This is a genomic window from Paenibacillus vulneris, assembly GCF_039543185.1.
In the GTDB taxonomy this organism is placed as follows: domain Bacteria; phylum Bacillota; class Bacilli; order Paenibacillales; family NBRC-103111; genus Paenibacillus_S; species Paenibacillus_S vulneris.
On sequence record NZ_BAABJG010000006.1, the window covers coordinates 212220 to 237524 of the forward strand.

At 53.0% G+C, this 25305-nt stretch carries 20 protein-coding genes; 6 read left to right on the top strand and 14 right to left on the bottom strand.

Annotation, left to right across the window (positions count from 1 at the left end):
- Window positions 1-43: 43 nt before the first annotated feature.
- The 10 genes from ABEA66_RS06330 to ABEA66_RS06375 all read right to left on the bottom strand — a co-directional run bounded on the left by ABEA66_RS06330 (window position 44) and on the right by ABEA66_RS06375 (window position 13835).
- Window positions 44-1798 (bottom strand): hypothetical protein, encoded by a 1755-nt coding sequence (locus tag ABEA66_RS06330; protein WP_345586933.1) that lies wholly within the window; start codon window positions 1796-1798, stop codon window positions 44-46.
- Between the two features lie 16 nt (window positions 1799-1814).
- A complete protein-coding gene (locus ABEA66_RS06335) occupies window positions 1815-2774 on the bottom strand; it encodes a sugar phosphate isomerase/epimerase family protein (RefSeq protein WP_345586934.1) in 960 nt (319 codons plus the stop codon).
- Complete coding sequence (locus ABEA66_RS06340; RefSeq protein WP_345586935.1) at window positions 2764-3810, bottom strand: Gfo/Idh/MocA family protein; 1047 nt, start codon at window positions 3808-3810, stop codon at window positions 2764-2766. The genes ABEA66_RS06335 and ABEA66_RS06340 overlap by 11 nt, the downstream gene beginning before the upstream one ends.
- Window positions 3807-4907 (bottom strand): Gfo/Idh/MocA family protein, encoded by a 1101-nt coding sequence (locus ABEA66_RS06345; RefSeq protein ID WP_345586936.1) that lies wholly within the window; start codon window positions 4905-4907, stop codon window positions 3807-3809. Before ABEA66_RS06345 ends, ABEA66_RS06340 begins: the two co-directional genes overlap by 4 nt.
- Window positions 4908-5057: 150 nt before the next feature.
- On the bottom strand, window positions 5058-6608 hold the full coding sequence (locus tag ABEA66_RS06350) for a response regulator transcription factor (protein ID WP_345586937.1): 1551 nt from the start codon (window positions 6606-6608) through the stop codon (window positions 5058-5060).
- The gene (locus ABEA66_RS06355; RefSeq protein WP_345586938.1) at window positions 6595-8400 is read right to left on the bottom strand and encodes a sensor histidine kinase; all 1806 of its coding nucleotides are present in this window, start codon (window positions 8398-8400) and stop codon (window positions 6595-6597) included. Before ABEA66_RS06355 ends, ABEA66_RS06350 begins: the two co-directional genes overlap by 14 nt.
- A gap of 193 nt (window positions 8401-8593) precedes the next feature.
- Complete coding sequence (locus ABEA66_RS06360; RefSeq protein WP_345586939.1) at window positions 8594-9889, bottom strand: Gfo/Idh/MocA family oxidoreductase; 1296 nt, start codon at window positions 9887-9889, stop codon at window positions 8594-8596.
- A gap of 186 nt (window positions 9890-10075) precedes the next feature.
- Window positions 10076-10768 (bottom strand): response regulator transcription factor, encoded by a 693-nt coding sequence (locus tag ABEA66_RS06365; RefSeq protein WP_306293505.1) that lies wholly within the window; start codon window positions 10766-10768, stop codon window positions 10076-10078.
- A gap of 122 nt (window positions 10769-10890) precedes the next feature.
- Window positions 10891-12828, bottom strand: coding sequence for a DUF2334 domain-containing protein (locus ABEA66_RS06370; protein WP_345586940.1), 1938 nt, complete (start codon window positions 12826-12828; stop codon window positions 10891-10893).
- Between the two features lie 239 nt (window positions 12829-13067).
- On the bottom strand, window positions 13068-13835 hold the full coding sequence (locus ABEA66_RS06375; RefSeq protein ID WP_345586941.1) for a class I SAM-dependent methyltransferase: 768 nt from the start codon (window positions 13833-13835) through the stop codon (window positions 13068-13070).
- Window positions 13836-14037: 202 nt separating this feature from the next.
- On the opposite strand from ABEA66_RS06375, the gene ABEA66_RS06380 reads away from it, so the two are divergent.
- The 4 genes from ABEA66_RS06380 (at window position 14038) to ABEA66_RS06395 (ending at window position 18173) form a co-directional block, all read left to right on the top strand.
- Window positions 14038-14799, top strand: coding sequence for a YwaF family protein (locus ABEA66_RS06380; protein WP_345586942.1), 762 nt, complete (start codon window positions 14038-14040; stop codon window positions 14797-14799).
- A 45-nt stretch (window positions 14800-14844) separates the two neighbouring features.
- Complete coding sequence (locus ABEA66_RS06385; protein ID WP_345586943.1) at window positions 14845-15015, top strand: hypothetical protein; 171 nt, start codon at window positions 14845-14847, stop codon at window positions 15013-15015.
- Window positions 15016-15279: 264 nt separating this feature from the next.
- Entirely contained in the window at window positions 15280-16572 is a 1293-nt protein-coding gene (locus ABEA66_RS06390; RefSeq protein WP_306293504.1) for an arsenic transporter, read from the top strand.
- A 56-nt stretch (window positions 16573-16628) separates the two neighbouring features.
- Window positions 16629-18173 (top strand): ATP-binding protein, encoded by a 1545-nt coding sequence (locus tag ABEA66_RS06395; RefSeq protein ID WP_345586944.1) that lies wholly within the window; start codon window positions 16629-16631, stop codon window positions 18171-18173.
- A 178-nt stretch (window positions 18174-18351) separates the two neighbouring features.
- On the opposite strand, the gene ABEA66_RS06400 is transcribed toward ABEA66_RS06395, so the two are convergent.
- From ABEA66_RS06400 to ABEA66_RS06410, 3 genes are all read right to left on the bottom strand, one after another.
- Window positions 18352-18483 carry a hypothetical protein gene (locus ABEA66_RS06400; RefSeq protein ID WP_345586945.1) on the bottom strand — a complete coding sequence of 44 codons (132 nt, stop codon included), beginning with the start codon at window positions 18481-18483 and terminating at the stop codon, window positions 18352-18354.
- A 323-nt stretch (window positions 18484-18806) separates the two neighbouring features.
- The gene (locus ABEA66_RS06405; RefSeq protein ID WP_079908212.1) at window positions 18807-20702 is read right to left on the bottom strand and encodes a PrkA family serine protein kinase; all 1896 of its coding nucleotides are present in this window, start codon (window positions 20700-20702) and stop codon (window positions 18807-18809) included.
- A 195-nt stretch (window positions 20703-20897) separates the two neighbouring features.
- A complete protein-coding gene (locus ABEA66_RS06410) occupies window positions 20898-22226 on the bottom strand; it encodes a sn-glycerol-1-phosphate dehydrogenase (protein ID WP_345586946.1) in 1329 nt (442 codons plus the stop codon).
- A gap of 118 nt (window positions 22227-22344) precedes the next feature.
- On the opposite strand from ABEA66_RS06410, the gene ABEA66_RS06415 reads away from it, so the two are divergent.
- Complete coding sequence (locus tag ABEA66_RS06415) at window positions 22345-23184, top strand: DUF2161 domain-containing phosphodiesterase (RefSeq protein WP_345586947.1); 840 nt, start codon at window positions 22345-22347, stop codon at window positions 23182-23184.
- A gap of 166 nt (window positions 23185-23350) precedes the next feature.
- On the top strand, window positions 23351-24220 hold the full coding sequence (locus tag ABEA66_RS06420; protein WP_345586948.1) for a polysaccharide deacetylase family protein: 870 nt from the start codon (window positions 23351-23353) through the stop codon (window positions 24218-24220).
- On the opposite strand, the gene ABEA66_RS06425 is transcribed toward ABEA66_RS06420, so the two are convergent.
- On the bottom strand, window positions 24217-25164 hold the full coding sequence (locus ABEA66_RS06425) for an NAD(P)/FAD-dependent oxidoreductase (protein ID WP_345586949.1): 948 nt from the start codon (window positions 25162-25164) through the stop codon (window positions 24217-24219). The two genes, ABEA66_RS06420 and ABEA66_RS06425, sit on opposite strands and share 4 nt — an antisense overlap.
- Between the last annotated feature and the right edge of the window lie 141 nt (window positions 25165-25305).

The window sequence follows — 25305 nt, forward strand, 5'->3', positions numbered from 1 at the left end:
CAAAACGTCCGTAAATGAAATCCAGCCACTACCTTCTTCCCTTTCACGAGAAGGTTATCGTAAATGTACGGTCAAACGGTGTCATCAGATTCAAATGCACATATTGGCATCCGGCGGGATGCTCGTCCTCCCGCAGTACGGGCAGCCAATGCTCGTACGCCCCGCCTGCAATCTCCAATGCATCCTGCCCCTCCGCAATGCGGGCGGCCCCGCTCTTCAAAAAGAAGCTGCCCGGCCCCGCTTGGTGCAGGTCTTCCCCGGCGATATGGGCCTCCGCACTGAAAATAAACGTTAGCTGCGTATAGACATCCTCCAGCTCCTCCGAGCGAAGGCGAAGCTTCCACCCGGTATCCCCCTGCGTCAGCTCCGCAGACAGCCTAAGCGTCTGCTCGTGCGTAAGAGGACGATGCTGGTGCGGCAGCAAGTACCACGGGCTCAGCCGAAGCCGGTCCGCCGGGCTTCCCGGGAGAAGACGATCCGGAATCGGCCCGTTATAGCCTTTGGTTCGTCTTGCCGTGAGCTTGAAGGAATTCATCCCCTGCTTCTCTGCCAGATCATCGAATTTGACAATACCCGGGGAAAAGGAAGTGCTCAGCTTGACCCCGAGCAGCCTCACGTCTCCATGCCGCAGAGAAAAGAAAGAAGGCGATTGACTCATCAAGGTCACGCTCGTTAGCCCTTCGCGAATCCGGACTATCGGCGCTCCGAAAGCCAGATGCATGCTGCTGTGCTGGATGCGCTGATGATGTCCCACGCTATCAAGCTGCCGCAAATGCGCTGCTATCGGATGACCGGCGTTGATGAATTTCTTATACTCCTGCGGCAGCTCGGACCGGTCTATGCCTGGGAGCTGCTGCAGCTCAGGAACCAGCAAATAACCGAGCAGCGCGCTGTTGTTCACAGCGCCGGGCTGCTTTATGAACGAGGCAGCATAATCCGACATCGCTGCGAACAGCGGGTCCCGGTCCATCGCCGCCATCAAGCGGTAAATGAGCGCATAGCTGGCTAGATCCGCTTGCTGCCCGTAATCCTGGCGCCCTGAATAGTCGGTCACAACCTCGCCCGACGGGTGGACCAGGTATACCATCATCCGAAGATTGCGGCGAACGGCGTCCAGCCACTCGGGACGGTTCAATGTACGGGCCGTATGGTACAAAGCGATATCGCTGACCGCATTGTAAATTCCGTTGCTCCGCTCCGTCCACTCTCCGTCTGCGGTGATGTCCATCCCTTCGTTCAGCCACTCGTCGGCCCTTGCGGCCAGCTCCGGACGTCCGAACAGCTCATACAGCAGGCCAAGCGCCGCTGTAATCACCCACCGGTGATTCGGCGTATGACAGCCGCCGGTCAGCATCGCCGGGATCGTGCGCCCGAGGAACAGCTTCAGCTTGGAGATTACACCGCCAAGCTCTGGCCATCCCTCTTCATGGGCCTGCAGCAGCTGAACCATCGGCACAACACCGCCGATGACGAAGCCGGTATCCGGCGGCGAATGGTAATTCGTCGCGCCGAGGGAGATCGTCCCGTCTGCATGCTGACGGGACAGCATAAACTGCGCTGCCTGCTCCAGCGCCTGAAGCAAGACCTCATCGCGGTAATAGCGCGATGCCGGATTCACCAGCGCTGCCGTCCATACAGCCATGAAGGCTGGAGTGCCGAGATGGTTCGCCTGCGCGGTGCCGGTATCGTCAAGGATCCCTCCCGCATATTTGGAATGCGGGTCATGAACCTGACGAAGCAGCGCCTCCTGTGACCATTCATCGTTCATAGCCGTTAACCGTTCCATTATCGGTTTCACTATCGTCACTCCGTTCCTAGGATGTCAGCCGTTCTTTGCGAGCCGCCATTTTACCCGTGATGAGGGCATGACTTCGGTGAATGTCCTCCGGCTGGCACGCCGCCTTCAATTCATACACCTTCACCTTGGCGGCATCTATCGCTTCAAGGAAATGGTCGAAGTAATCCATATCCTTGCTGTGGACATAGGGACACCAATGATCGGACAGCTCCAGCGTCTCATGGATGTGTACCCCATAGATGTAAGGCAGCACCAGCTCCAGCTGCCGCAAATTATCGTACAAGCCCATACGGTCCATCATCATCGCATGACCGATGTCATACCATAGATAAACCGGACTGCCCTTCAAGCCGTCGCAGATGGACTTGGCCTCCAGCAGCGTCGGCATCTGATAGCAGCGCGACCGCGTCTCAATACCTATTGCCACGTTCCAGCCTTTGCGGGCTGCATAGCTGCAGGCCTCCTCCAGACTGTCCTGAATCCGCTTGGCATAGACCGGACTCAGCCGCTCCCGGCGTTCGGACATCTCCGCCCACAGCCGCGCATATTCCGGAGATTCCTTGCCGCGCTCCCGATACAGCCGCTTAAGCTCTGAGTCGATATTGGTGTCGAACGGCACTTCGCCCGGATGGACCACGACCGCCTTCGCCCCATACCGGTCTGCATATTCCATGGAACGGATTAACAGCTCCACGGAGCGTTTGCGCTTGGATTCATCATCAAAGCCGAGCATGACCGAATCAGTATCGTAATCCTTATCGTCTATAAATGGAAATACATTATGTACACTGGATACATGAATGTCCCCGTTCTCTATCATCGGCTCTATTGTGGCCAGCAGATCATCGTTCACGTTATAATTCAGCTCTACGTACCGGAACCCGAGCTCCTTGATCTCCTCGATCATTTCCTTCCCGATCTTATGCCGCTTGATGTTCCAGCACGTGGAAAACGAATAGGCTCCTTTATCGTTCATTTTCTGTTCCCCCTGTCTGCTCGGCTATATCACTTAATCGAACAGCTGTGCCAGAACGCGCCGAGAGATTGGATGCTTCGATCAGGCGGGTCAAATCAAGCGCCAGCCGGATATTTTCCTCCGCGATCGTGCCATTTTGAATATGCGATACCCATTGCTCGAAGGCAGACGGACGGGCGGCGGGAAGCTCCTGCTCCTGCCAATCCGGAGCCCCCTCCTGCTGCAGCTTCACGCTCTTCACCAGCAGCCGTTCATCGTGACGGGAGAACAGCAGACTGCCTTCGGTTCCGTGCACCTCAATGACGAACGGAGAGAAGGGATTGACGAAGCCCGCTTCTACAATTGCCATCGCCCCGCTTGCATAGCGAAGTACGGAGACGGCATTGTCCTCAACCTCGCGGCCCGTGATGTGGCCGAAGCTTGTGCTGACGCTATCCGGCATGCCGAGGAACAGCCTGGCTAGAACCATCGGATGACAGCCCAGATCGGTCAAAGCGCCCCCGCAGCACTGCTCCAGGCTGAAGAAATGCGGCGGAAGCCATCCGTTCGGAGCCTTCCCCGAAGGCAAAGCCCCGTTATGGGACAGACGCACCCGCACCAGCGTGAGCTGCCCCAGCAGCCGTTCATTCAAAATGTTCTGTACCGCCAAAGTAAACGGCATATTCAGCCTGGGCAGAGATACGGTCAGCTTGACTCCCGCTTCCTCCACCGCCTCCAGCACGTCCAGACATTCCTGCGTCGTAGGAGCGATGACCTTCTCCGTAAAAATATGCTTGCCTGCCCTGGCGGCGGCAGTGATTACCTCGTGATGCATGCTCGTCGGAGCGTCGACAATGACCGCATCGATATGAGGCTGTGCCAGAAGCTGCTCCAAATCGTCGTAGAACATGACGCCCCGTTCGGCCGCCTGCTCCCTGCCCCGATCCGCATCTTCATCCCATACGGCTACAATGTCCGTATCCGGGTGCTCTAAAGCTTGCTTCGCATAATCCTTGGCGTGAACGTGCCAAAAGCTTAGCATGGCTATCTTGATCATATCCCGCTCTCCTTGTCGTCAAAATAGACGGCCCGGCCTGTCCGGTTGGATTCATAGATCGCTTCGAGTATTTCCGATACGACACATGCCTGTTCCGGAGTGACCAAAGGCTGCTTATCATGAATGACCGCGTCGATCCATAGCCGGATTTCTTTATCCTGCATACTCTCTTTCTTGCCCTCATAAAAGTCCGCGCCCTTAGCTTCAAACTGCAGCTGATTGACATATAGACGCGAGTGCTTTTCCCCGTTAATCCGCAGTCCGTCCTGCATGTCCGCTCCGCCTTCCGTACCGCAAAGCGTGCATTTCGCTTCCTTCACATCCAATACGTTCAGCGCCCAGCTGGATTCGAGCATAATGGTTGCTCCGTTCTTCATAACGATCATCCCGAAAGCGGAATCCTCGACCTTGAACTTGGCAGGATCCCATGGGCCCCAGGCGTTGGCCGCATTCTTCCTGGGGGACAGCTTATGATAAGCCGTTCCCAACACCACCCTCGGTTCATAATTATTCATCAGCCATAAGGTCAGATCGAGCGCATGCGTACCGATGTCAATTAACGGCCCTCCGCCCTGCTTCTCTTCGTCCAGGAACACTCCCCATGTCGGAACCGCCCGTCTGCGGATGGCATGGGCTTTGGCAAAATAAATGTCACCCAGCTCGCCATCCTCGCACAGCTGCTTCAGATATAGGCTGTCCGCACGAAACCGGTTATTGTAACCGATCGTGAGCTTTTTCCCGGTGCGCTTTGCTACCTCCACCATACGGCGGGCGTCAGCGGCCGTCTTCGCCATCGGCTTCTCGCACATGACGTGCTTGCCCGCTTCGAGAGCCGCAATCGATATTTCCGCATGAGAGTCGTTAGGGGTACACACATGAACAACATCTATCGAAGCATCGGCCAACAGCTCTCTGTAATCCTCATACACTTTTGCTCCCGGGGCGCCGAATGTCCCAGCCGCTTCCTGCGCCCGCTCCATGGAAATATCATAAAAAGCGGTGACCGCCACCTGCTCCAGCTTCTTCAGGCTCGGCAAATGCTTGCCTGTCGCGATTCCCCCGCAGCCGATTATAGCGACGTTTACTTGTTCTCCCATTAGCTTCTTGGCCTCCTATGAATGTTCAAATAGTCTATATGGATCATTATAGGCGGACAAAAAAAAGAACCCTTAAAAATTTATAGAGGAATCTATAAATTCATTGGGTGTGTGTAAAAGCTCTGTAAAAGAGTGGAGCTCCCCTGCGGTTCAGGGAATGGGAACCCTGCGGTACTCCTTCGGCGACATCCGATACTGCTGCCGGAACACGTTGGTAAAATAATTCGGCTCATCAAAGCCGACCGCGCAGGCAATTTCAAATATTTTCATATCGGTATTGCGAAGCAGCAGGGCTGCTTTTTCCATACGAACGCGGGTAACGTAACGGGTGAAGCTCTCTCCCGTCGATTTCTTGAACAAGACGCTAAAGTAGCTTGGATTCAAATGAATATGGGAAGCCACATCTGTCAATCGGCATTCCTCGCTGTAATGCTCTTCGATATATTTGACCGCCCGTTCAATCAAATTATCGCTTTTGGAGGCCTGCCAGTTATTAAAGAGCAGTACGAAGCCTTGTACCTGCTCCCGAGCCCACTGAATAACCTCACCTGAGGACCAGTCGCTCTGCGGCATATGGTAGGGGATCCCGGTTGTTACGGCGCCTTCCTCCGTTTCAAATTGATTGTGAACGGTATTGTGCATGGCTATGGATAACGACAAGGCATACAGCTTCATCTCATCGGCCGACATGGATTGCAGCTCCCCGAGCATCCGGTCCAGCAGCTGCTGAAGCTGCTCCGCCTGACCTGTCATGATGGTGCTTATAAGCTGCACCTCAATCTCCTTCACGCGCGCTTGATTCAAGGACAGCGATGCAGAGGTTCCTGCTTCGTCGGCAGCCGCCGACAGCTCCGGCTTGCCGTGATCGGCCCTTTTCATCTTTGCATACAAGCCGGCCAATTGCCCGACCTGGGGCTCTACTCCCATCGAAACCCAATGCAGACGAAGATTCAAATATTGGAGAGCGGAGCCCTCTATCGATTGACGAATCGAATTCCCGAGGCTTAGGCGCTTTGAAACAAGAACGAACCGGTCGTGTTCGATTAGGATAAGCCTGGCCTCAAGTCCTTCTGCCCGAAGCAGCTCCTCGACGATGTTGGAAAGCGCGAATTGGATCAGACTCAAATCGCTCTTGCCATACTGCTTCTTCGCCAAATCCTCTTGATCCAGCTGCAGCTGCCACAGCTCGGTTCCTTCCAGCAGCTCCTGCAAGCGGGAGGCATCCTGCGGCGTATAGGGCAAATCGAGCAGGGCCGCACGAAGCGTCTGGTCCTGCTCCAGCCTTTGCTGAAGCTTCCGGCTCTGCTTCTGCGCATACTGCTCGTAGAAGCGCTCCGACGCTTTGACCAGCACCTGCCTCACATCCTCCTCTGTGCACGGCTTGATTAAGAAATCCAGCGCGCCATGGCGGACGGCCGCTTGGGCGTATTCGAAATGCTTGTAAGCCGTCAAAATGATGACCAGCATATCCGGGTATCTTTCCCGAAGCCTCCCTACAAATTCAATCCCGTCCATCATCGGCATCCGGATGTCGGTAAGCACCAGATCCGGCTGTACATGGTCCAGCAGCTCCAGCGCATCCTGGCCGTTACCGGCCTCCCCGGCTACGCTCCAGCCGAGCTTGCCGTCCTCTACCATCCGCGCGAGACCTTTACGAAAATGAGGCTGATCCTCCACAATCAGTACTTTACCGTTCAGCATGCATTATATCCCCCTTCTCTGCAATATCCAACGGCAGAATCAATCGCATCGTCGTGCCGCTCTCCGGCACGCTCATGATTTCCAGCCGGTAAGGCTTGCCGTATACGAGCTCTATTCGTCTAATTACGCTTCGTACCCCCAAGCTTTCCCGGCCGTCGCGCTGAGGCAGCGAAGCGCCGGGGCCGCCGAGCAGCTGTGATAAAGCCATAGCATCCATCCCGCAGCCGTTATCGATCACTTCGATTTCCAAGGCCCCTTCTTGCTTCCTTGCTTTGATCACCAGCACTTTATGAGATACTTTCTTGCGGAATGCATGCAGGAATACGTTCTCGACCAAAGGCTGCAGCAAGGAACGCATCATCCTGCAGTTCATCACTTCTTCCTCCACCTGAATCATCGTTTCCAGATCGGTTTCGAACAGCTCCGTCTGCACCTTGACATAGTTGCGGATTTGCTGAATTTCTTCCTTGACCGTCGTCGGCGTCCTTACAGGCATCAGCGAATACTTCAGCATTTCCGATATGGCGGCGATAAGGCCCGCCGTTTCCTTCTCATTTTGCAGATACAGCTTCCAATAAATCTCGTTAAACATATTGTGCAGGAAATGCGGGTTTAACTGGGCCTGCAGCGCCTTGAGCTCGGCCTCCCGCTCGCTGATCTGCGTCAAGTAGACCTCCTTGATCAAATGTCCCACATGCTCAGCCATCGCATTGAAGCTTTCGCCGATATAAGCCAGCTCGTCCTTCGTCTGCACTTCGATCCGTACATCGAAATCGCCGGAGCGCACCTTGCGCAATCCTTGCAGTAAATCCTTAAGCGGCCGCAGCAGCTGGCCCGTAGACAGAATGATCAGCACGCTGGCAAGGATAATGCTGATTAAACCGGAGAATACGATTTTTTGTGATAAAATCTGATTTTTTTTGCGAATTTCAGCCAACGAGGTTCCGCTCACCAGCTTGAATGATACCGTCTGGGATTCACTCTCGACGAACAAATGGTTCTCCATGAGCCGGGTATCGTCCAGTTGCTTGAGCATACGCAGCTTATCGCCGGATTCGGGCTCAACGTTGCTGTACAGCAAATCCTGGGTCTGATTGAATAAGTACACTTCGCCTGTGCCGTCCTTGGTCAGCTCCTTCAAGGAGCTGGAGAAGAACGATTCGTCAATAGCCATCACGAGCATGCCGTAGGTATGCAAAAAGCTGTTTTTCATCCAACGGGCGACGATGATCGTCTGACGGAAGCCGCTCGGTTCGACCGTGCTCGGCAGCGGCATGCTCATCCATACGAGATCTCCGTAAGAATCGTTGATTTTGGAACGGATAACCCGGAACACGTAAGCGTCGAACTTATTAATGGAGGAGCTGGTATAGCTGAAGTAGGAAGGATTTCCGTTCAGATCATATAAATACATCCCTGTAATATAGGGCGCATCGAACTTGATCTGATACATCTGCTCTTCGATCTGTTTTTTGTCATAATACAGATTGTAAGGGTCCACTGATTCATTTTCGTTGATGCGGATGATCATTTTCTCAATCTGCGGATTGAACACGATCGTTTGCGAAATCCGGCTGATTTCCTGCACCTTCAGCTCCAGCTTGTTCAACGCTTCATCGTTCGTTCGCGAAAACTGCTTGCTGATCTCTTCCTCAAAAAGTCTCAGATTATTCTCGTAGGTCAAATAACCGGTAATGCCGAACGATAGCAAAATAATAAATGACAAGCTCAAAATGAGCTTCACTTTAAAGCTCTTGTTAATGCCGATGATCCATCGATACCCAATTCCCATATCATGCCCCCTGTCGTTAGGCTGGAGCTGCTGTCGCTCTATGATAGGCCGATAGTATTATCCCCGTATTAACGAGATGTAAATATCGGATGATAGGAAAGCCCGAATCCGAAAGTCTTCGAACCCGGGCATAGAAGGTTGCGGCCATCTCCCGCAATGCGAGGTCGAGCCTGTTTTGCTGATGCTTTAAGGATCAGCCCTTTTTCATCACTTCAAAAATGATCGCACGAAGCGGTTCATCGCTGTTATTCTCCAGCCCATGCTTCCACCAAGGCTTATTCAGCACGATATCTCCTGCCTTGACTTGCCGCTGCACGCCATTCACCGTCATGATACCGGTACCCTCCAGAATAATGTACACTTCCTCATCCTCCCGATGACCATGGTACCCGATGGAGGAGCCTGGCGGGATTTCGCAATACCCCATGAACATGATCGGCGTGTCGAAATCCTCCTTGGAGAACAAACGTTTGCCGTAGGTCAACCCTTTGCCGTGGTGGCTGACACCCGGTTCCCCGAACTCCGCCTCCAAATAATTGCGTACGATCATCGGACCGTAGCCCCAGCTGGCAGACGTATCGACCATTTGCCCCTGCTGAATGGACTCCCTTGCATAATGAGCCAGCGCTTGATTTCGCAGGTAGTCCTTGGCGCTCGTCTCCGCCTCTCGCTGCTCCTCCAGCGATTGCAAAAATTCACTGAAGGCACCCGGCGCGTCCACATCGCTGAAATCGTCGTAATGAGCCGTCTCCCCATCCTTGGTCAAATAAATCTGGTTGTCGATCAGCTCCAGACAGCCCTCCGAGCCTTCTATACGCCAATTGCCGGACCAATCCGTTGTCTTGCCCTTGGAGCGCGTCGAGCAGGTGAAAGTGGCAGTGATGCCTGCTTGCATATCCATAACGATATGAAGCTGGTGCCGGTACGTCGCGAACACTTTGCCTACCTCACGCCCCGTCAGGTAGCGCACCAAATCGAAGTGGTGAACGACCAGCTCCTCCAATATATCCAGCTTATCCGGCAGAGGTCTGTCCGTGCTGCGGTAAAATTCCCCATCGACGGTCAAGATCGTCCCGATGCTTCCCTCCTCAAGCAGCTGCTTCAGCTTTCTTACGAACGGGAATCGCCGGTAATTTTCCGCTATCATATAAGGGATGCCTTCCTTCTCGGCCCGCTCCACCATTTCCTTGGCGTCCGCGTAATTATCCGCAATCGGCTTCTCACTAAATACCGGCAGCTTATGATCAAAGGCGATTTGATTGATATGTTTATGTACATGCCTGGGCGTAACGTTCAGCAGCACATCAGGCTTTTCCTGGTCAATAGCTTCCGCAATCGAAGTGTAAAAGGGCACTCCGTCCTCCTCAAATCGGCTTCGCTTGCTCTCATCGCTATCGGCGACCGCCAGTTCCACCTCGCTGTACTGATTGCGAAGTCTCCGGTACCACCCGGAACCGAACCCTCCCACTCCCACTAAAAGCGCTTTCATATCAAAACCTCCCACAGCTACAATTTTGTACAAAGCTACAAGTTCATCATAGGGATATAGGCCAAAATAATCAATCCTTTTTTCGAAAGCAGCAACGCCTCTCCAAGGAGGAAGAGGATCGATACGGATGACCCGCAAAAATGCAAAAAATAGCCTGGCCGGATGGCCTCATCCGCACCAGGCAGGTTACGTATAGATAAATTTATAACCGACACCATGAACATTAATAATATGTCTAGGGTTCGCGGGGTCGCGTTCAATTTTTTTGCGAAGATTGCTGATGTGGACGATGATCGTTCTCGTGTCGTTGAAGATTTCCTGTCCCCACACTTCCCGGAACAGCTCCTCGCGAGTGATCGTTCGTCCGGGGTTTCCCGCCAAATAGCTCAGCAGCTCATATTCTTTTTTGGACAACAGAATCTCTTCATCATGGACCTTCACCGTCCTGCTGACGGTATCGATTTCCGTGGCGCCGAATCTCAGCTTAGAGGATGCATCTGTCTTCTCGCTCTGCAGATGGGGCCGTCTTAAATTGGCTTTGACCCTGGCGATCAACTCATTCGGACTGAAGGGCTTCGTTATATAATCGTCCCCGCCGATTCCCAAACCGGTGATTTTATAATGCTCCTCTGTCTGGCAGCTGACGAAAATAATCGGAGCCGGTGAGATTTCCCGAACCTCCTTGCAGACCTCAAAGCCGTTTTTCCCCGGCAGCACAATATCCAAAATAATAAGATCGGGCCGCAGCTCCCGAACAAGCCTTATCGCTTCGTCGCCTCGATCCGTCCAGGCAACGCGGAATTGATGCGCTTCCAGATACGTGCTCATCAGCTCCCGAACCTCGGGGTCATCCTCTACGATGAAAATCGTTTGATCCATCACGAATTGTCACACCACCAAACAAATGATCGTCATTAATTGATTCAAGAATAAAGAATGTTATTCGATTGGTCAATGAAAAAACCAAAAGAAAACCCGGCGGTGTGCCAGGTTATCCTATTTTATTGGCTTTCAAAGGAAAGGGCCGTATCCAAAAAGCCATCCTGACGGTCCAGCAGCCCCAGATCGCTTTTCCCGTTTCCGTCAAAATCGTGAATGATCAGCTTCGCTCCCGGCTTTCCCCACGGACCAAAGGTTGACAGCAGCTGATATTCGTTTTCCCCTTTACGCAAATAAACGGTGAACCGGGAGGTCTCCGGGTTCCAGCGCAGCACATCCTCCTGGCCATCTCCGTTAAAATCACCGATTCGGATTTCTCCGAATTCATCGGGAACATTCAGCTGAACCCGGTTAGGCTTCCATTCCCCTGCCGTCTTATCCGCCGAAAGCTCCAAGCCTCCGATGGTACTCGGGCGAGAGAGTAACAATACCTTTTCTCCGCTAATCTCCGTCCGCTGCTGAAGCTCATTCTTCCACTCGCTCTTCAGCGGGTAAGGCTTTAACGATTTCACCTCGCCCTTGCTGATGCATAGGCCGTTAACCTGCCTGCGGTCCGTAGAAAGCCCGGCAAGCACTACATCGCCGTCCTTCTGCTGAATGACTTGCAGATTCGCCCAGCTGCGGGCTTCCGTTGTCCAGCTGTTCTTGAGAACAAACTGCCGTCCGTCGGACACGTAACGCTGGAGCTTGCCCCCCGGTTGAACAACCCATAGGGAGGCGCTCACGGCCGCATTAGTGCTGCTTACGGCTGCCGCCGCCCCGTTCGTATAAGTGACACGAGCCCATTCGGCAGGCTGCCCCTGAGGCTCATTACGCATCCCTTTGAAGGAGCCGGAAGCTACGGTGATCACTCCGTTCTTCACATCCCATGCAACGAGGTCGGCCTGGCCGTCCCCCGTAACGTCGGCAAGCATGAGTTTTTTCTGCTCGGTAAGCTTTCCTGAAGCCTGGGGCCCGGTTCCCGATTGGTTTCCGGCCCATTTCACACTTTGCGCCGGTGTGAATGGCACATAGTCATGAATGGAGTAAAACACGTAACGTTTGGCACGAATGCCGGTGATCAGCTTTTGCAGCACGCTTTTATCCTGATCCGGGTATTTATATTCCGGTAAACCGTCTCTCATCACCGGCTGCCCATTCTCATCCGTAACCGGAGTCAAATATTTGAATTCAAGAAAAGGATGGTAGAAGAACGAATTGATATTGTTTGTCTTGCCCAGCCGGTCGAGAATCACCTTTTCATCCTTGTTATAAGCAATGTAATCAAACGGCGTTGGAACGTAAGCCGCTCCCATGCTCGCCGCACCATATTTATCATTACGCACATTCATATATTGGGCAGCGGGAGAATTGCGGTTCACCTGGACATCCGCCTGGTAATTCAAACCGAAATAGGAGCGGAACAGCTCATCCTGCTCGGGAGTAGAGCGATAATGAGGCGATTCCCAGAATTCCGGCGTAAGCCCCGCTTTGTTGAGTATTGCCAGGCCAGCTTTCAATCTGGGCTCCGCGAACGCAGCCGATATCGTAGAGCTCTCTCCCGGCTCGTCGAATTCGTTGCCGATCCCGGATTCATGGTGCCCGTCGTCGCGACGCACGTTGCCAACCTGATGCGTATAACCGTGCATTCCGAGCACGGCACCGTCTTGAACGGCCTGCTTCAACAGCTTCTGATAGGCGGCCACGTAGGGATTATCCGTCTGGTCCAACGAGACGTCATAACGGGATCCGTCGGCGGGATAATCCAGCCAGCGCGGAATGACAGCCAGGTGGTACGCCACATGCTGGTCCCTTAAATACTCCATAACCGCTCTCAGCTTGCCGAGCTGCTCTATCGATCCGTACTGCCCGCCGGGGCCGATATCTTCGAGCCGCATCAGCACGAAACGGGGATTCGTCGATTCCCCCTCCACCCTGATATGATAAGAGGCAAACATCATAAAAATAATGAGTCCGGATATTGCATAACGCAGCCATTTGGAACGAAATATGGCGGACATTCAATCATCGTGCTCCCTTCTTGCTGTATAAAACGTAAAAAAGTTGCGCCTCACTTAAACGCTTTCCATTTTTCCTAGGATGATTGTATCAGATTTCTGTCTCGGCGAATACGATTTTCTTTCAAAATTTAAAGCGCTTCCAGCCGGTATCCTGCTTAAGGTTTTGCAAGTCCGCAGCCCAAAAAAAGCCAGGGTGCCTTCGCCCTGTTACAGGCGGCTCCCCGGCCTTCCGTTCCCTATTATTTCAACACTGCCGCAAACCGAAGTCTGCGGTAATCCGCCGTCCAATACTGACCGTTAAACAACTCGGCACGAAGGAGGGCGCAGCATTGCCTGTAAGCCTCCTGCTTCTCGTCCTCTGTCAAACCGGAGAAAAACATGCCGGCAAACGTACGAAGCCAATGCTCCATCCCCAATTCCCCGTCAGGCAGCTCGGTCGGGCGGTCAAAAAGCTCCATAGAGCGGACTTCAAACCCCTGCTGCTCCAGCAAGAAGCTGTACTCACCAATGGTGGGAAAGTACCATGGATTCCGCTCTTCCGCATCGATCCCCAGCGCACCCAGCACTTCGGCAATGGCGTGGCGGATCCGCCCCACGTTCCCGCTGCCCCCGAACTCAGCCACGAATCTCCCTCCTTGCCGTAATGCAAGGCCTACCGATTCGATGACCTGCTCCGGACGCTTCATCCAATGCAGCGCCGCATTGGAGAACACCGCATCAAACTTCTCCTGAAGCCGGAACGTATGCCCGTCAGCCGTATCGAAGGAAAGCATCGGATACTTGCTCCGGGCTTGCTCAATCATGTCCCGAGAGCTGTCGATTCCTTTGCATTCCGCCCCCAGACTCGCAATTTCATGCGCCAAATCGCCGGTTCCGCAGCCCAGATCCAGAATTCGTTCACCGGCTGCCGGAGCCAGCCAATCGATAACTCCTCTGCCCAGACGTGATACAAAACCGATCTTGCTGTCGTAAAAGGATGCATTCCACTGCTGCCCGCTTCCGTTCATGAATATCCGCTCCTCTCTTTGTCTCTTCCTCTATTATGCGGTATTTTGTTTATCACTTGAAATATATAGAACAAATCAATTTTATAGATAAAACCTATAACCTATACTTCATGGTACTAGTCGAAGTTAGTACTTATGCACTTCCCTGTAAGCGCGTTACACTACATTACAATCCAAGTTTTTACATGAGGGGGCAGACATAATGAATCCATATTGGGATGTATTCGCAAGCCAGCCATTCCTGCTTTTTTCCCCGTCCCATCTGGCAGCCATCATTTTGTTGGGCATTGCATGTTCATTGCTTTATAGGAGCAGGCAAGGTATCCAAGCCGTCCCTGCGCTGCAAGCCGCAATTCGCTGGGGAATCCTGCTGGCATTGGCCGTTCCGGAAACGATGCTGAACCTCTGGTACGTGCAGCAAGAGCAGTGGGACGTACGAAGTACACTTCCGTTGGAGCTGTGCAGCATTATGGTTTTTCTATCCATCCTGCTCCTGTTAACCGGCAGCCGCCGGCTGTACGGGATCGTGTTTTTCGCCGGAATCGGAGGCGCGCTGCAGGCCCTTGTTACCCCTGGTCTAGGGTATGCGTTTCCTCATTTTCGTTTTTATCATTTTTTCATCGTGCACAGCGCCATTATTATGGCGGCTCTATACATGACTTGGATTCGCGGCTATAGGCCTGATTGGAGAGCTGTCGGCCGAACCATGATAGTTCTGAACGGGCTGGCAGCTATCGTATGGGCCTTAAACGAGCTGCTTCATTCCAATTATATGTTCCTTATGCACAAGCCGCCGACAGCATCCTTGTTGGATTGGCTGGGGCCGCATCCCTATTATCTTCTGGCCGAGGAAGCGATTGCTCTAGGGATGTTTGCTATGATGCATGCCGTTTTCTTCCTTTGGCCCCGCCATCGGAAGCGAGCGAATTACGGGAACCAACCGTGCGATTCAGCTGGTGAATAATATCCCGGACGTTGGTAAAAATACCCTCGTGAAAGGAGGAGTACGATGGATAACCATTTGAATCCCGAATTGACTCAAGAGGCAGAAGAGACGGCCCCCGCTTCCGAAAGTCTCAACGAGAGTCTAAACGCCGGACAGGATGATGCCCCCGGCATCGACTATACCAAAGACTTTATTTGGGGAAGCGATCAGGACGAATATGTCGACGAGTCTTGATTCTTGTCCCCTCTCAGACCGCCAATGGCGGTCTGAGCCCGTTTAAGAAACCTGGCAATGGGGGAACTCTGATAAATAGGCAGGAGAGGTTGCCCCTGTGGATTGAATACGCTCTAAGCTCCCCTCATAAAAACGTCTAAAAACGTACGATCCTGTCAATCTTCTTATTTAAAAATCGTTTTTGCTAATTATTGCATTTACTTCTCAAAACTTAAAAGGCTATAATGAATTCATTGTGTTTATTTGGCTGGAGGATTAAATGAAATTATGAGTTCGGTTGTTGCCATTCTCTTATTTATTCTTACTATCACGTTGATCATTTGGCAGCCGCGCGGGCTCAATATCGCCTGGTCAGCCGTCGGCGGAGCGGTTCTTGCCTTGCTGGCGGGCGTCGTTTCATGGGCGGATGTTGCAGCAGTCACACACATCGTATGGAATGCTACCCTTACATTCGTTGCATTAATTGTCATATCATTAGTTCTGGACGAGCTGGGCTTCTTCGAATGGTCCGCTCTGCACATGGTACGATTATCCCGAGGTAACGGTATTCGGCTGTTCTTATTCACCATTTTGCTTGGAGCGCTGGTATCCTGCTTTTTCGCTAACGATGGGGCCGCTTTAATTCTCACGCCTATCGTTCTGGCACAAATGCGGGCCCTCAAGCTGCCCAGCCTTACTGTGCTGCCCTTTGTCATGGCCAGCGGCTTTATTGCCGATTCCACCTCGATTCCGCTTATCATCAGCAATCTCGTTAATATCGTATCTGCAGATTTCTTCCATATATCCTTCTCTGAGTATGCCTTGACGATGATGCTTCCCAATCTCTTTTCCTTATCAGCCAGCATCACGGTTCTTTATTTCTATTACCGAAAACACATTCCGGCGGTTTACGATACTTCCCTTGCACACCCGCCCCGGGAAGCCATTAAAAGCATGCCTATGTTCAAGCTGTCCTGGTATTTGTTAGGCCTGCTTTTTCTTGGTTATTTATTCGGTGAAGCTATGGGGATTCCGGTGAGCCTTATCGCCTGCTTCATAGCCGGATTGCTTATTTGGACAAGCCATCGGTTCAAGGTGATGAGCGCAAGCCGCATGATGAAGGAAGCGCCATGGTCCATCGTCCTTTTCTCTATTGGAATGTATGTGGTTATCTATGGGCTAAAGAATGCGGGACTCACCTCCCTATTGGGCCATTGGGTCGATTCCTTTGCCGCGCACGGCTTGTTTGCCGCCGCCATGGGAATGGGCTTTCTTTCGGCTTTCTTGTCCTCGATCATGAACAATCTACCATCGGTCATGATCGGCGCGCTGGCCATCGATACGACTCATGCCAGCGGAGCCATCAAGGAAGCGCTGATTTACGCCAACGTCATAGGCTGTGATTTGGGGCCCAAAATGACGCCCATCGGTTCTTTGGCTACGTTAATATGGCTCCATATTTTATCCCGAAAAGGCGTTAACGTGAGCTGGGGGTACTACTTTAAGACAGGGATCCTTCTTACGATACCAACCCTGTTCCTAACATTACTTGGACTTTATCTAAGCCTCTCGGTTTGACATAAGCTGTGATTCATATCAATGATAAGATGCAGGCAGGCAGGTGAACCAAAGACATGCAGAAAATTCCCGTCACCCGAGACGGAAAAAAAGGCTCCGACATTATGATCGTCAATTCCGATGACGTCGTCAAAATAGAATGCCTGAGGGAAAAGGAATACGTCATCCATACGATCAACGATAAATTTTATTGGACGGCTTCTCTCGAAGCCTTTGAAGAATGGATGTACGAGGAAGGGTTCCGGTTGATCGACCAGATGAACGTGGTCAATATGAACCACGTGGACGGGTACGATGTCAAGAAGGGCATCGTTTATTTGAGCACCGGTCAAGGAAGCCAGTACAAAACGGCATCCGCCGCATGGATTCATAAGGATCATATTACCAATGTACAAACGATGATCGGGGAAGTTAAGAAGCTGGACAAGAGCAGTGATCCGGATGAATTTCAAAGCGATATCTTCGAATCTATACTGGCCCAGGAAGAAGACAGCCGATTCGCGCGTTCCTATGCGATGATCCAGGCGATTTATGAAAAGAAAAAGGCGGAGAAAAAGCTTGAGCAAAGCGAGCAGCGGTACAAATCGCTGTTTATGCACAATCCCGACCCTATATGCTCATTCGACAGCTACGGGTATTGTACCAGCGCCAACCCCGCTCTGTTTCAAATGACCGGCTATACGGAAGAAGAGCTGTTGAACAAGTCCATACACCATCTTATTATCCCGGAGCATATGACACGCTGGCAGGAGCAGTTTGCCGGAACGCTGCGCGGGCAAAATCATCAATATGAAATTACGTTCCTCCATAAAAACGGAAGCACCGTCGAGCTGAGTGTGCTGAATGTCCCCATCGTAGTTAACGGCCAGATGAATGGCGTATATATGATCGGTAAAGATATCAGTGAACGAAAAAGAGCCGAGGAAATGCTTCTCCGTTCCGAAAAGCTATCGATTGTTGGCCAGCTGGCCGCCGGTGTGGCTCACGAAATCCGCAATCCGCTTACTTCACTCAAGGGCTTCGTGCAGCTGATGCAAACGAAAATCTCGGGCTTCGAATCGTATTTTAACATCATGATGGACGAGCTGGACCGGATCAATTTCATCGTCAGCGAATTTCTGGTGATTGCCAAGCCGCAGTCCTTGCGTTCACAGCCGAGGGATGCCGGTCAGATACTGCAAAGCACCGTCGCTTTAATCAGCTCACAAGCGATGATACATAATGTAAAGCTGATGATGAACATCGAGGAGCCGCTGCCTCTCATCAATTGCGACGAAAATCAGATCAAGCAGGTGTTCATTAACATCTTGAATAATGCGATTGAATCGATGCCGGACGGGGGCGAGGTCCTGATGGAAATCTGCTCCCGCGACGACAACCATCTGCTGATCCGCTTCACCGATCAGGGCTGCGGTATCCCCGAGGAACGGATTCCACGGCTTGGAGAGCCGTTCTACACAACCAAGGAAAAGGGAACCGGTCTCGGTCTGATGGTAACCTATAAAATTATTGAGAACCATGGCGGGCGTATGGAAATTCACAGTGTCGTCAATGAGGGAACCGTCGTTGAAATTACGATGCCTGTTATTACTTCCTCGTGATTCTTCCGCCAATAATTCAAAAAAGCCTTCGGTTCCGTGTTTTACGCGGTTCCGAAAGCTTTCTTTCACTATAGCTCTATAGCATCGTCACGTAATCAATAATAAGGATACGGATAGGAATAAGGATAGTATGGATAAGGATACGGATAAGGGTATGGATTATACCCTCCATCGGTTATCACAATTGGAAAAATGTATGGGCTATAGAAGCCCTCTCCGTAATACCCTCCATGTCCGTGATACCCGCCATGGTAGCCGCCACCGTGGTAACCTCCATGAAATCCTCCATGGCCTCCGTGAAATCCTCCATGAGACCCTCCGTGGCCTCCGTGGCCCCCGTGACCGCCTCCGTGACCATCCGGGCGAGTTTCCTCCGTATGTTCGAGTTGAGTATTCGTCATTCGGTATCTCCCGCTTTCTAAGTAATATAGGCATTTGTCATAGTGTAGTTTATGTCGATGCGCCTAGGAGGGTGAATGCCTATAGGAAAATGGGCGAATACCTACTCATATCTCGTTGCCGGCAAGCAAAGTCACGTAACCAGAGCAGCCCCAAACAAACAGTAAGAGCCATCAATCGGATGGCCCCTCTAGATACACTCCTATTTATTTAGGGCAATCGGCGAAAGGCTTTTTAGCGGTTCAGCAAACTACCCACATATCTCAATAACTCATTGGCTGATGCCGTTGTATAGCCATGCTCTTCCACGAGACGTTTAATTACTTCGTTGATCCGCTTCAGCTGGGTTTCGTCCGGAGTTTTCGTTGAAGTCGTAATTTTCACGATATCCTTCAAATCCGCAAACAGCTTCTTCTCGATCGCTTCACGCAGCCGTTCGTGACTGCTGTAATTGAAGCGATGCCCTTTGCGCGAATAGGACGACATGCGAATCAATATTTCTTCGCGGAAAGCTTTTTTGGCGTTTTCCGAAATGCCGATCTGCTCTTCAATAGAACGCATCAGCCTTTCGTCCGGATCCATCTCCTCACCGGTCAAAGGATCTTTAATTTTGCCCCAGTTACAATAAGCCTCGATATTATCGAGGTAGTTGTTGAACAGCGTTTTGGCCGATTCCTCAAACGAGTACACGAACGCCTTCTGTACTTCCTTCTTCGCCAGCTCGTCATATTCCTTGCGGGCAACCGAGATGAAGTTCAAGTAACGCTCCCGTTCTTCCTTGGTAATGGAAGGATGCTGATCCAAGCCGTCCTTCAGGGCGCGCAGCACATCCAAGGCGTTGATGAATTCCAGTCCCTGACGGATCAATGCGCTGGAAATCCGGTTGATAACATACCGGGGATCGATTCCCGACATGCCCTCTTCGAGGTACTCGTTTTGCATTTCCTTCAAATCCGCTTCTTTAAAGCCCTCGACCTCTTCCCCGTCGTACATGCGCATTTTCTTGACAAGGTCCATTCCCTGCTTCTTCGATTCCTTCAAGCGGGTAAGAATCGAGAAGATCGCTGCTGCCCGCAGAGCGTGAGGCGCAATATGAATATGGGCCATGTCGCTTTGCCGGATCAGCTTCGCATAAATCTTCTCTTCCTCCGACACCTTTAAGTTATAAGGGATCGGCATGACGATCATCCGCGACTGGAGCGCTTCATTCTTCTTGTTCGCAATGAAGGATTTGTACTCGGATTCGTTCGTATGGGCAATGATCAGCTCATCGGCGGAAATCAGCGCAAAGCGTCCGGCCTTGAAATTCCCCTCCTGAGTCAATGACAGCAAATTCCACAGGAATTTCTCGTCACACTTCAGCATCTCCTGGAATTCCATAATCCCGCGGTTCGCTTTATTCAGCTCCCCATCGAACCGGTATGCCCTCGGATCCGATTCCGACCCGTACTCCGTAATCGTTGAAAAATCGATGCTGCCGGTCAAATCTGCAATATCCTGTGATTTCGGATCGGATGGACTGAAGGTACCGATTCCTGTCCGGTTATCCTCGGAGATCAGGACCCGTTCCACCAGCACATCCTCTATGCGGCTGTTGTACTCGGTCTTCAGCCGCATTTGACACGACGGGCACAGGTTACCCTCGATCTTGATGCCAAACTCTTCCTCCACTTCGTGCCGCAGCTCCTGTGGTATCAGATGCATCGGCTCCTCGTGCATCGGACATCCTTTGATTGCGTATACCGCTCCCCTATCCGTACGCGAAAATTGTTCGAGTCCTTTCTTAAGCAGCGTCACGATCGTCGACTTGCCGCCGCTGACCGGACCCATCAGGAGGAGGATACGCTTACGCACATCCAGACGTCTCGCGGCGGAATGGAAGTATTCCTCGACCAGTTTTTCAATGGCCGCGTCAAGACCGAATATTTCTTTCTCAAAGAAATGATACCTGCGTTTGCCGTTATCCTCCCCGATGCCTTGCGCTCTGATCATCTCGTAAACACGGGAATGCGCCGTCATCGCCAAATGAGGGTTCTTGCGAACCAGGGCGATATAATCGGCAAAGGTTCCGGTCCAAGCCAGTCGTTCGGTTTCTGTTCGGTAATCTGAAATTTTCTTGAATATGTCCATGAGTTAACCTCCTCCGTACGGTGCATTTGCGGTCACTACATCAAAGAAACGAAGTGTATTAAATAATTATGCAGGGCGCGGGGATAAGTTGCCCGAAATTTTAGACAAAAACAAAAAACAGCGGCAGGACCGCTCCGGGTGGACGGTCTCCTTCAAGATCGTCCCCGGAATGTCCCGCCGCTGTACAATGCCGTCTTACAGCCATTGTCCAAGCCGCATGATCGTATACCGATTGCGTACATACATCGCATAGTGCAAGCTTTCCTGCAGCAGCTTCTCCTCAACTCCGAGCTCCTCTATCGTTGTCGGGCCGCCGGCTTGCTGCAGCCATTGTGCCAACGCTGCGGCTGACGGCACGCTCCGGCAAATGCCGCGGATAGCGTCCCAGCGTTCGATGATTCGCTCAGGCAGCTCATGATCCCATGAGGAGTCCGCGCCGGCCCCGAGTCCATTCTCGGCCAGCACCTGGTCGGCGATGCTGCCGTAGCCCTGCCTGATCTGAGCGGCCATTCGCTCAGGGGTCGGCACGCCGCCGCGCGCTTTCCTTGCGGCGATGGCTTCGGCGGCCGCTTCCTGCGTCAGCGCAGCGGCCGACTCATACAGCGCGGCCATCTTGACGGCCGCGACACCGACCTTGGCGCCGTGCAGAAGGGCTCGGCGCCGCTCTTGGATGAACCGCATCTCCCAATAATGGGAGAGATGATGCTCTCCGCCGGAGGCCGGCCGCGAGTGGCCGACAAGCAGCATGGAGATGCCTGACAACGTCAGGCCCTCCATCAGCTTGCGGACGCCGAGCTCCGTCCCGGCGGCAATCTCCTCGGCATGGTCGACGCACAGCGCGAGACCCTGCCGGGTCATCTCCGCGGCGAGCTCGCAGTACGGCTCGCCGAACAGCACCCGCCCGAGCTGCCAGTCGGCGAGCGAGGTGTATTTGCCCAGCATGTCGCCGAAGCCTGCGGCGATCATCGCTCGCGGTGACTTGACGAGCAGCGCCAAGTCGGCGAATATAGCTTCCGGCGCCATGGCCGGAATCGTTTGTTTGAAGCCGCCGATAATGAGCGGCGCTCCGACCGAGGCGAAGCCGTCCACCGACGGGGCCGTCGGCACGGAGAGAAACGCACGGTTCGTCCGGTGAGCGACGAAACGAACCGTGTCGTGGATCGTGCCCGAGCCGACGGCCACGATCGCCTGCGCCGACGGTGTCACGTGCAGCATCAGCTGCACGATGACGCGCTCGTCGGCGGCGAGCTCCCCGTGCTCGTCTTCCGCGAGCACGCACAACTGCGCCTTCAGCTGTGCCGCCTCGCACAGCTGAAGCAGCTCCCGACCGGCCGCTTCCAGCGTGTGCCGGTCACAGACCAGCAGGAGCCCGGTGTAGCCTCGCTCCTGGGCATATGGCGCGAGCTCCGCCAGCGCGCCGCGCTCTATGACAATTTTGCGGATCGGAGCCGCGTGCTCTTGACCGCACTGGCACATAAACCGTTTGCCAAGCCACGGTTCGATTTGACCAACTTGTTCTATCATGGTTTCTTCCCTTTCTATAGTTGCAAGTCTTTAGGATCTATCTTATCAAAACTATGCTATAATGAACATAATTTTACATAGCAACATGAACCCAAGATTTCAAAGGAGACGAGCCGCTGTGGCGATCAAAACCGAGACGGAGCTGTACGCTCCCGTCAAAAGCTTCTTCGAGCAGCAGGGCTACCACGTCCGGGGCGAAGTCCATCACTGCGACCTTGTCGCGATTCGCGGCGAAGAGCCGCCCGTCATCGTCGAGCTGAAAAAAAACTTTTCGGTACCGCTGCTCCTTCAGGGCATCAACAGGCTTCGGCTAACCCGGCAGGTGTACGTAGCCTTCGAAATGCCGAACAAAAAGCGCGCCCCGCACGGGGCGACGTGGCCTGAGCTGCGCAAGCTGTGCCAGATGCTCGGCATCGGGATGATAACGGTACAATTTTATAAGACGAAAAAACCGCAGGTCATTATCGAATGCCATCCTCCGGCGGCAGCTTCATCCAAAGAGGGCTCGCTCTCCTTCTCTCCCCTTCTGGAGAGCTTTGCGGAGCCGACGGATTATGCGGCCTCTTTGGAAGCCGGCGCTGCTCCTGCAGCCCCTGCCGTACTGCCGCGGCATAACAAAAGAGCGGCCGAGCGGATCGTCCGGGAATTCAAGGAGCGCCGCGCCGATTACAATGTAGGAGGCAGCAGCAAGCGCAAGCTCGTCACCTCTTATCGGGAAAAAGCGCTCCATATGGCGTACCTGATCCGGCAGAACGGACCTATGAGTCCGCGCAAGCTGCGCGAGCAAACCGGTATCGCCAATGCGGCGAGCCTGCTGCAAAAAAACTTCTACCGGTGGTTTCTGCGCGTGGAGAGAGGCATCTACTCGCTTACGCCACTCGGTGAAGAAGCGCTGCAAACCTACGCACAGGTAGTGGAGCAGCTTCCGCATCCCGCGCCTGCTTCCAGCTCTTCCTAAAAACTCCCCGCTCCCTCGGCTTTAAGCTCACTAACTGCGGCGCTTCTCCAAGACGCCGCCCCTTTTTCCACCGGGTCATCAAGACGATTCCATACAAAATAGACATATTCCTGTCTAGCTCCTTATATAAATAGAGTACTAGAGTTCTAAGCAAAGGAGCCTGTCTATGAGTTCAACAGAGCTGAATTGTATGCGTTTTCATCTTGTCCGCAGAGCGATGCGCCGCAGTACTCTTGCGGTATCGTGGCTGCTCGCCATGAGCTTGGTCCTGTGGGGATCGCTTGCTCCGACGGTCTTTGCCTATGACGATGAAGCTGCCTTCCTTCAGCAGAAGACCGCCGCGGCCAAAGCGGGGGACTCCTCGCCGCCCAAGCCCCCGCCGCCTATTCCCGTGCTCAATTACCACAGCATCACGGTCGACCCCGGCAACAGAGCGACCATAACCCCAGAAAAATTCGAAGCCCAAATGATGTACTTATCCGAAAACGGCTTTACCCCTTTGTCGCTCCGGCAGTTTACCGACATTATGGAGGGCGTGGAAAGCGCTCCTGAGAAACCGGTATTGCTCACCTTCGACGACGGCTATGCCGATAATTACGAGCATGCGCTTCCGCTGCTCAAGAAGCTCGGCTTTCACGCCACCTTGTTCATGTCCCCCGGCATGGTCGAGGACGGTTATTTTCTCAATTGGGATCAAATCAAGGAGATGCATGAAGCCGGATGGGATATTCAGCCTCATGGCATGACTCATCCTCATCTGCCGCTGCTGAAGAAAGACAAGCAGGAATATGAAATTACGGAAGCCCGACGTCAAATCGAGGAGCAGCTGGGAACGATCGCCGATGTGTACTGCTATCCGTACGGCGAATGGAATCAGACCACGCTTAAGATTTTAAAGGACCATGAATTCCGGTACGCCTTTACTATCGAGCAAGGAATGACCACTTCCAAGCAGGACCCGCTGAAGCTCAAGCGGATTTTCGTCAACGGAGAAGAGCCTATAGAGAAATGGATCGCCCGGTTGTCACCGAATTAATGCAGCACCGGCGTTCGGGTCTGCTTACGCTTTAGCAGCTCTTTATGTATCCAGATGGCCGCCTGAGAGCCTTCTCCCATGGCAATCGTCACCTGCTCCGAATGCACGCCGACATCTCCTGCTGCCCATACCCCCGGCACATTCGTCATTTTTGACCGGGGGTCGGCGGCGATATGCCGATTCTCAAGCCGCTCCACTCCCAGCTGCTCCGCCAGCCCGGACATCACCTCATTGCCCCCGAAAGCAATAAAGCCGCGTTCTCCCTCGACACTCCGTCCATCTGTCAACCGAACACCGCCGAAGTCTCCTGTCTGCGTCACCAGCACCTCTGCTATTGGTGTCTCGATCAGCGAAATGCGTTTATCCTTTAATTGCTCCTGCCATTCGGAGGAAATCTCAGAGCTTCCCGGCTCATGATTGATATAGATTAGCTCTTGCGTCCAGTAAGACAGCGTTATGGCCATGGAAGCTCCCGTATTGCCCGCTCCGAGCACAATCGTCTTTTTGCCGCTGACCTCATATCCGTCGCAATCCGGACAGACGTAGACCGTCAAGCCAAGGCAGCCCTCCAGGCCGGGCAGCCGCGGAAATCGGTCCATAAGCCCCGTTGCAAGCAACAGCGTCGACGCCTTCAGCTCCTGTCGTCCTTCCTTGAGTTGAGCCTTGAAGCTGTCCTCCTCCTTTTGAAGTCCGATGACCTCATCCTTCATGAATTGAACGCCAAGCCGCTCCGCGTGCAGCCTTCCAAGCCTCCGAAGCTCAGGTCCCGATACGCCATCCGGCCATCCCAGCACATTATGGTAGCATTGGCACAGCGTCGATCTTCCCACACCTTTATCGACTACCAGGGTTTTGTGCTTATATCGGCCGAGCTGAATCGCTCCTTGAAGTCCGGCTATGCCTCCCCCGATGATGATGCAATCATACGCTTCTTCCTTATTCACCTTTCACAATCATCCCTTCCCGCGTTTTTCCAATAGGTTGTCCAAGCCCAAAAAGGGCCATACGCGAAAATCAAGGATGGCGTCTTTTACAATTTTTTCAAAGTAGACCAGCAACTCTACCCGGCATCCTTGCGTCATTAT

Bases quoted from the DNA above. Each gene is read 5' to 3' on its own strand.
- ABEA66_RS06335 (WP_345586934.1), bottom strand. From the start codon at position 2,774: ATGAACGATAAAGGAGCCTATTCGTTTTCCACGTGCTGGAACATCAAG.
- ABEA66_RS06340 (WP_345586935.1), bottom strand. From the start codon at position 3,810: ATGATCAAGATAGCCATGCTAAGCTTTTGGCACGTTCACGCCAAGGAT.
- ABEA66_RS06345 (WP_345586936.1), bottom strand. From the start codon at position 4,907: ATGGGAGAACAAGTAAACGTCGCTATAATCGGCTGCGGGGGAATCGCG.
- ABEA66_RS06350 (WP_345586937.1), bottom strand. From the start codon at position 6,608: ATGCTGAACGGTAAAGTACTGATTGTGGAGGATCAGCCTCATTTTCGT.
- ABEA66_RS06355 (WP_345586938.1), bottom strand. From the start codon at position 8,400: ATGGGAATTGGGTATCGATGGATCATCGGCATTAACAAGAGCTTTAAA.
- ABEA66_RS06360 (WP_345586939.1), bottom strand. From the start codon at position 9,889: ATGAAAGCGCTTTTAGTGGGAGTGGGAGGGTTCGGTTCCGGGTGGTAC.
- ABEA66_RS06365 (WP_306293505.1), bottom strand. From the start codon at position 10,768: ATGGATCAAACGATTTTCATCGTAGAGGATGACCCCGAGGTTCGGGAG.
- ABEA66_RS06370 (WP_345586940.1), bottom strand. From the start codon at position 12,828: ATGTCCGCCATATTTCGTTCCAAATGGCTGCGTTATGCAATATCCGGA.
- ABEA66_RS06375 (WP_345586941.1), bottom strand. From the start codon at position 13,835: ATGAACGGAAGCGGGCAGCAGTGGAATGCATCCTTTTACGACAGCAAG.
- ABEA66_RS06380 (WP_345586942.1), top strand. From the start codon at position 14,038: ATGAATCCATATTGGGATGTATTCGCAAGCCAGCCATTCCTGCTTTTT.
- ABEA66_RS06385 (WP_345586943.1), top strand. From the start codon at position 14,845: ATGGATAACCATTTGAATCCCGAATTGACTCAAGAGGCAGAAGAGACG.
- ABEA66_RS06395 (WP_345586944.1), top strand. From the start codon at position 16,629: ATGCAGAAAATTCCCGTCACCCGAGACGGAAAAAAAGGCTCCGACATT.
- ABEA66_RS06400 (WP_345586945.1), bottom strand. From the start codon at position 18,483: ATGGAGGATTTCACGGAGGCCATGGAGGATTTCATGGAGGTTACCACG.
- ABEA66_RS06405 (WP_079908212.1), bottom strand. From the start codon at position 20,702: ATGGACATATTCAAGAAAATTTCAGATTACCGAACAGAAACCGAACGA.
- ABEA66_RS06410 (WP_345586946.1), bottom strand. From the start codon at position 22,226: ATGATAGAACAAGTTGGTCAAATCGAACCGTGGCTTGGCAAACGGTTT.
- ABEA66_RS06420 (WP_345586948.1), top strand. From the start codon at position 23,351: ATGAGTTCAACAGAGCTGAATTGTATGCGTTTTCATCTTGTCCGCAGA.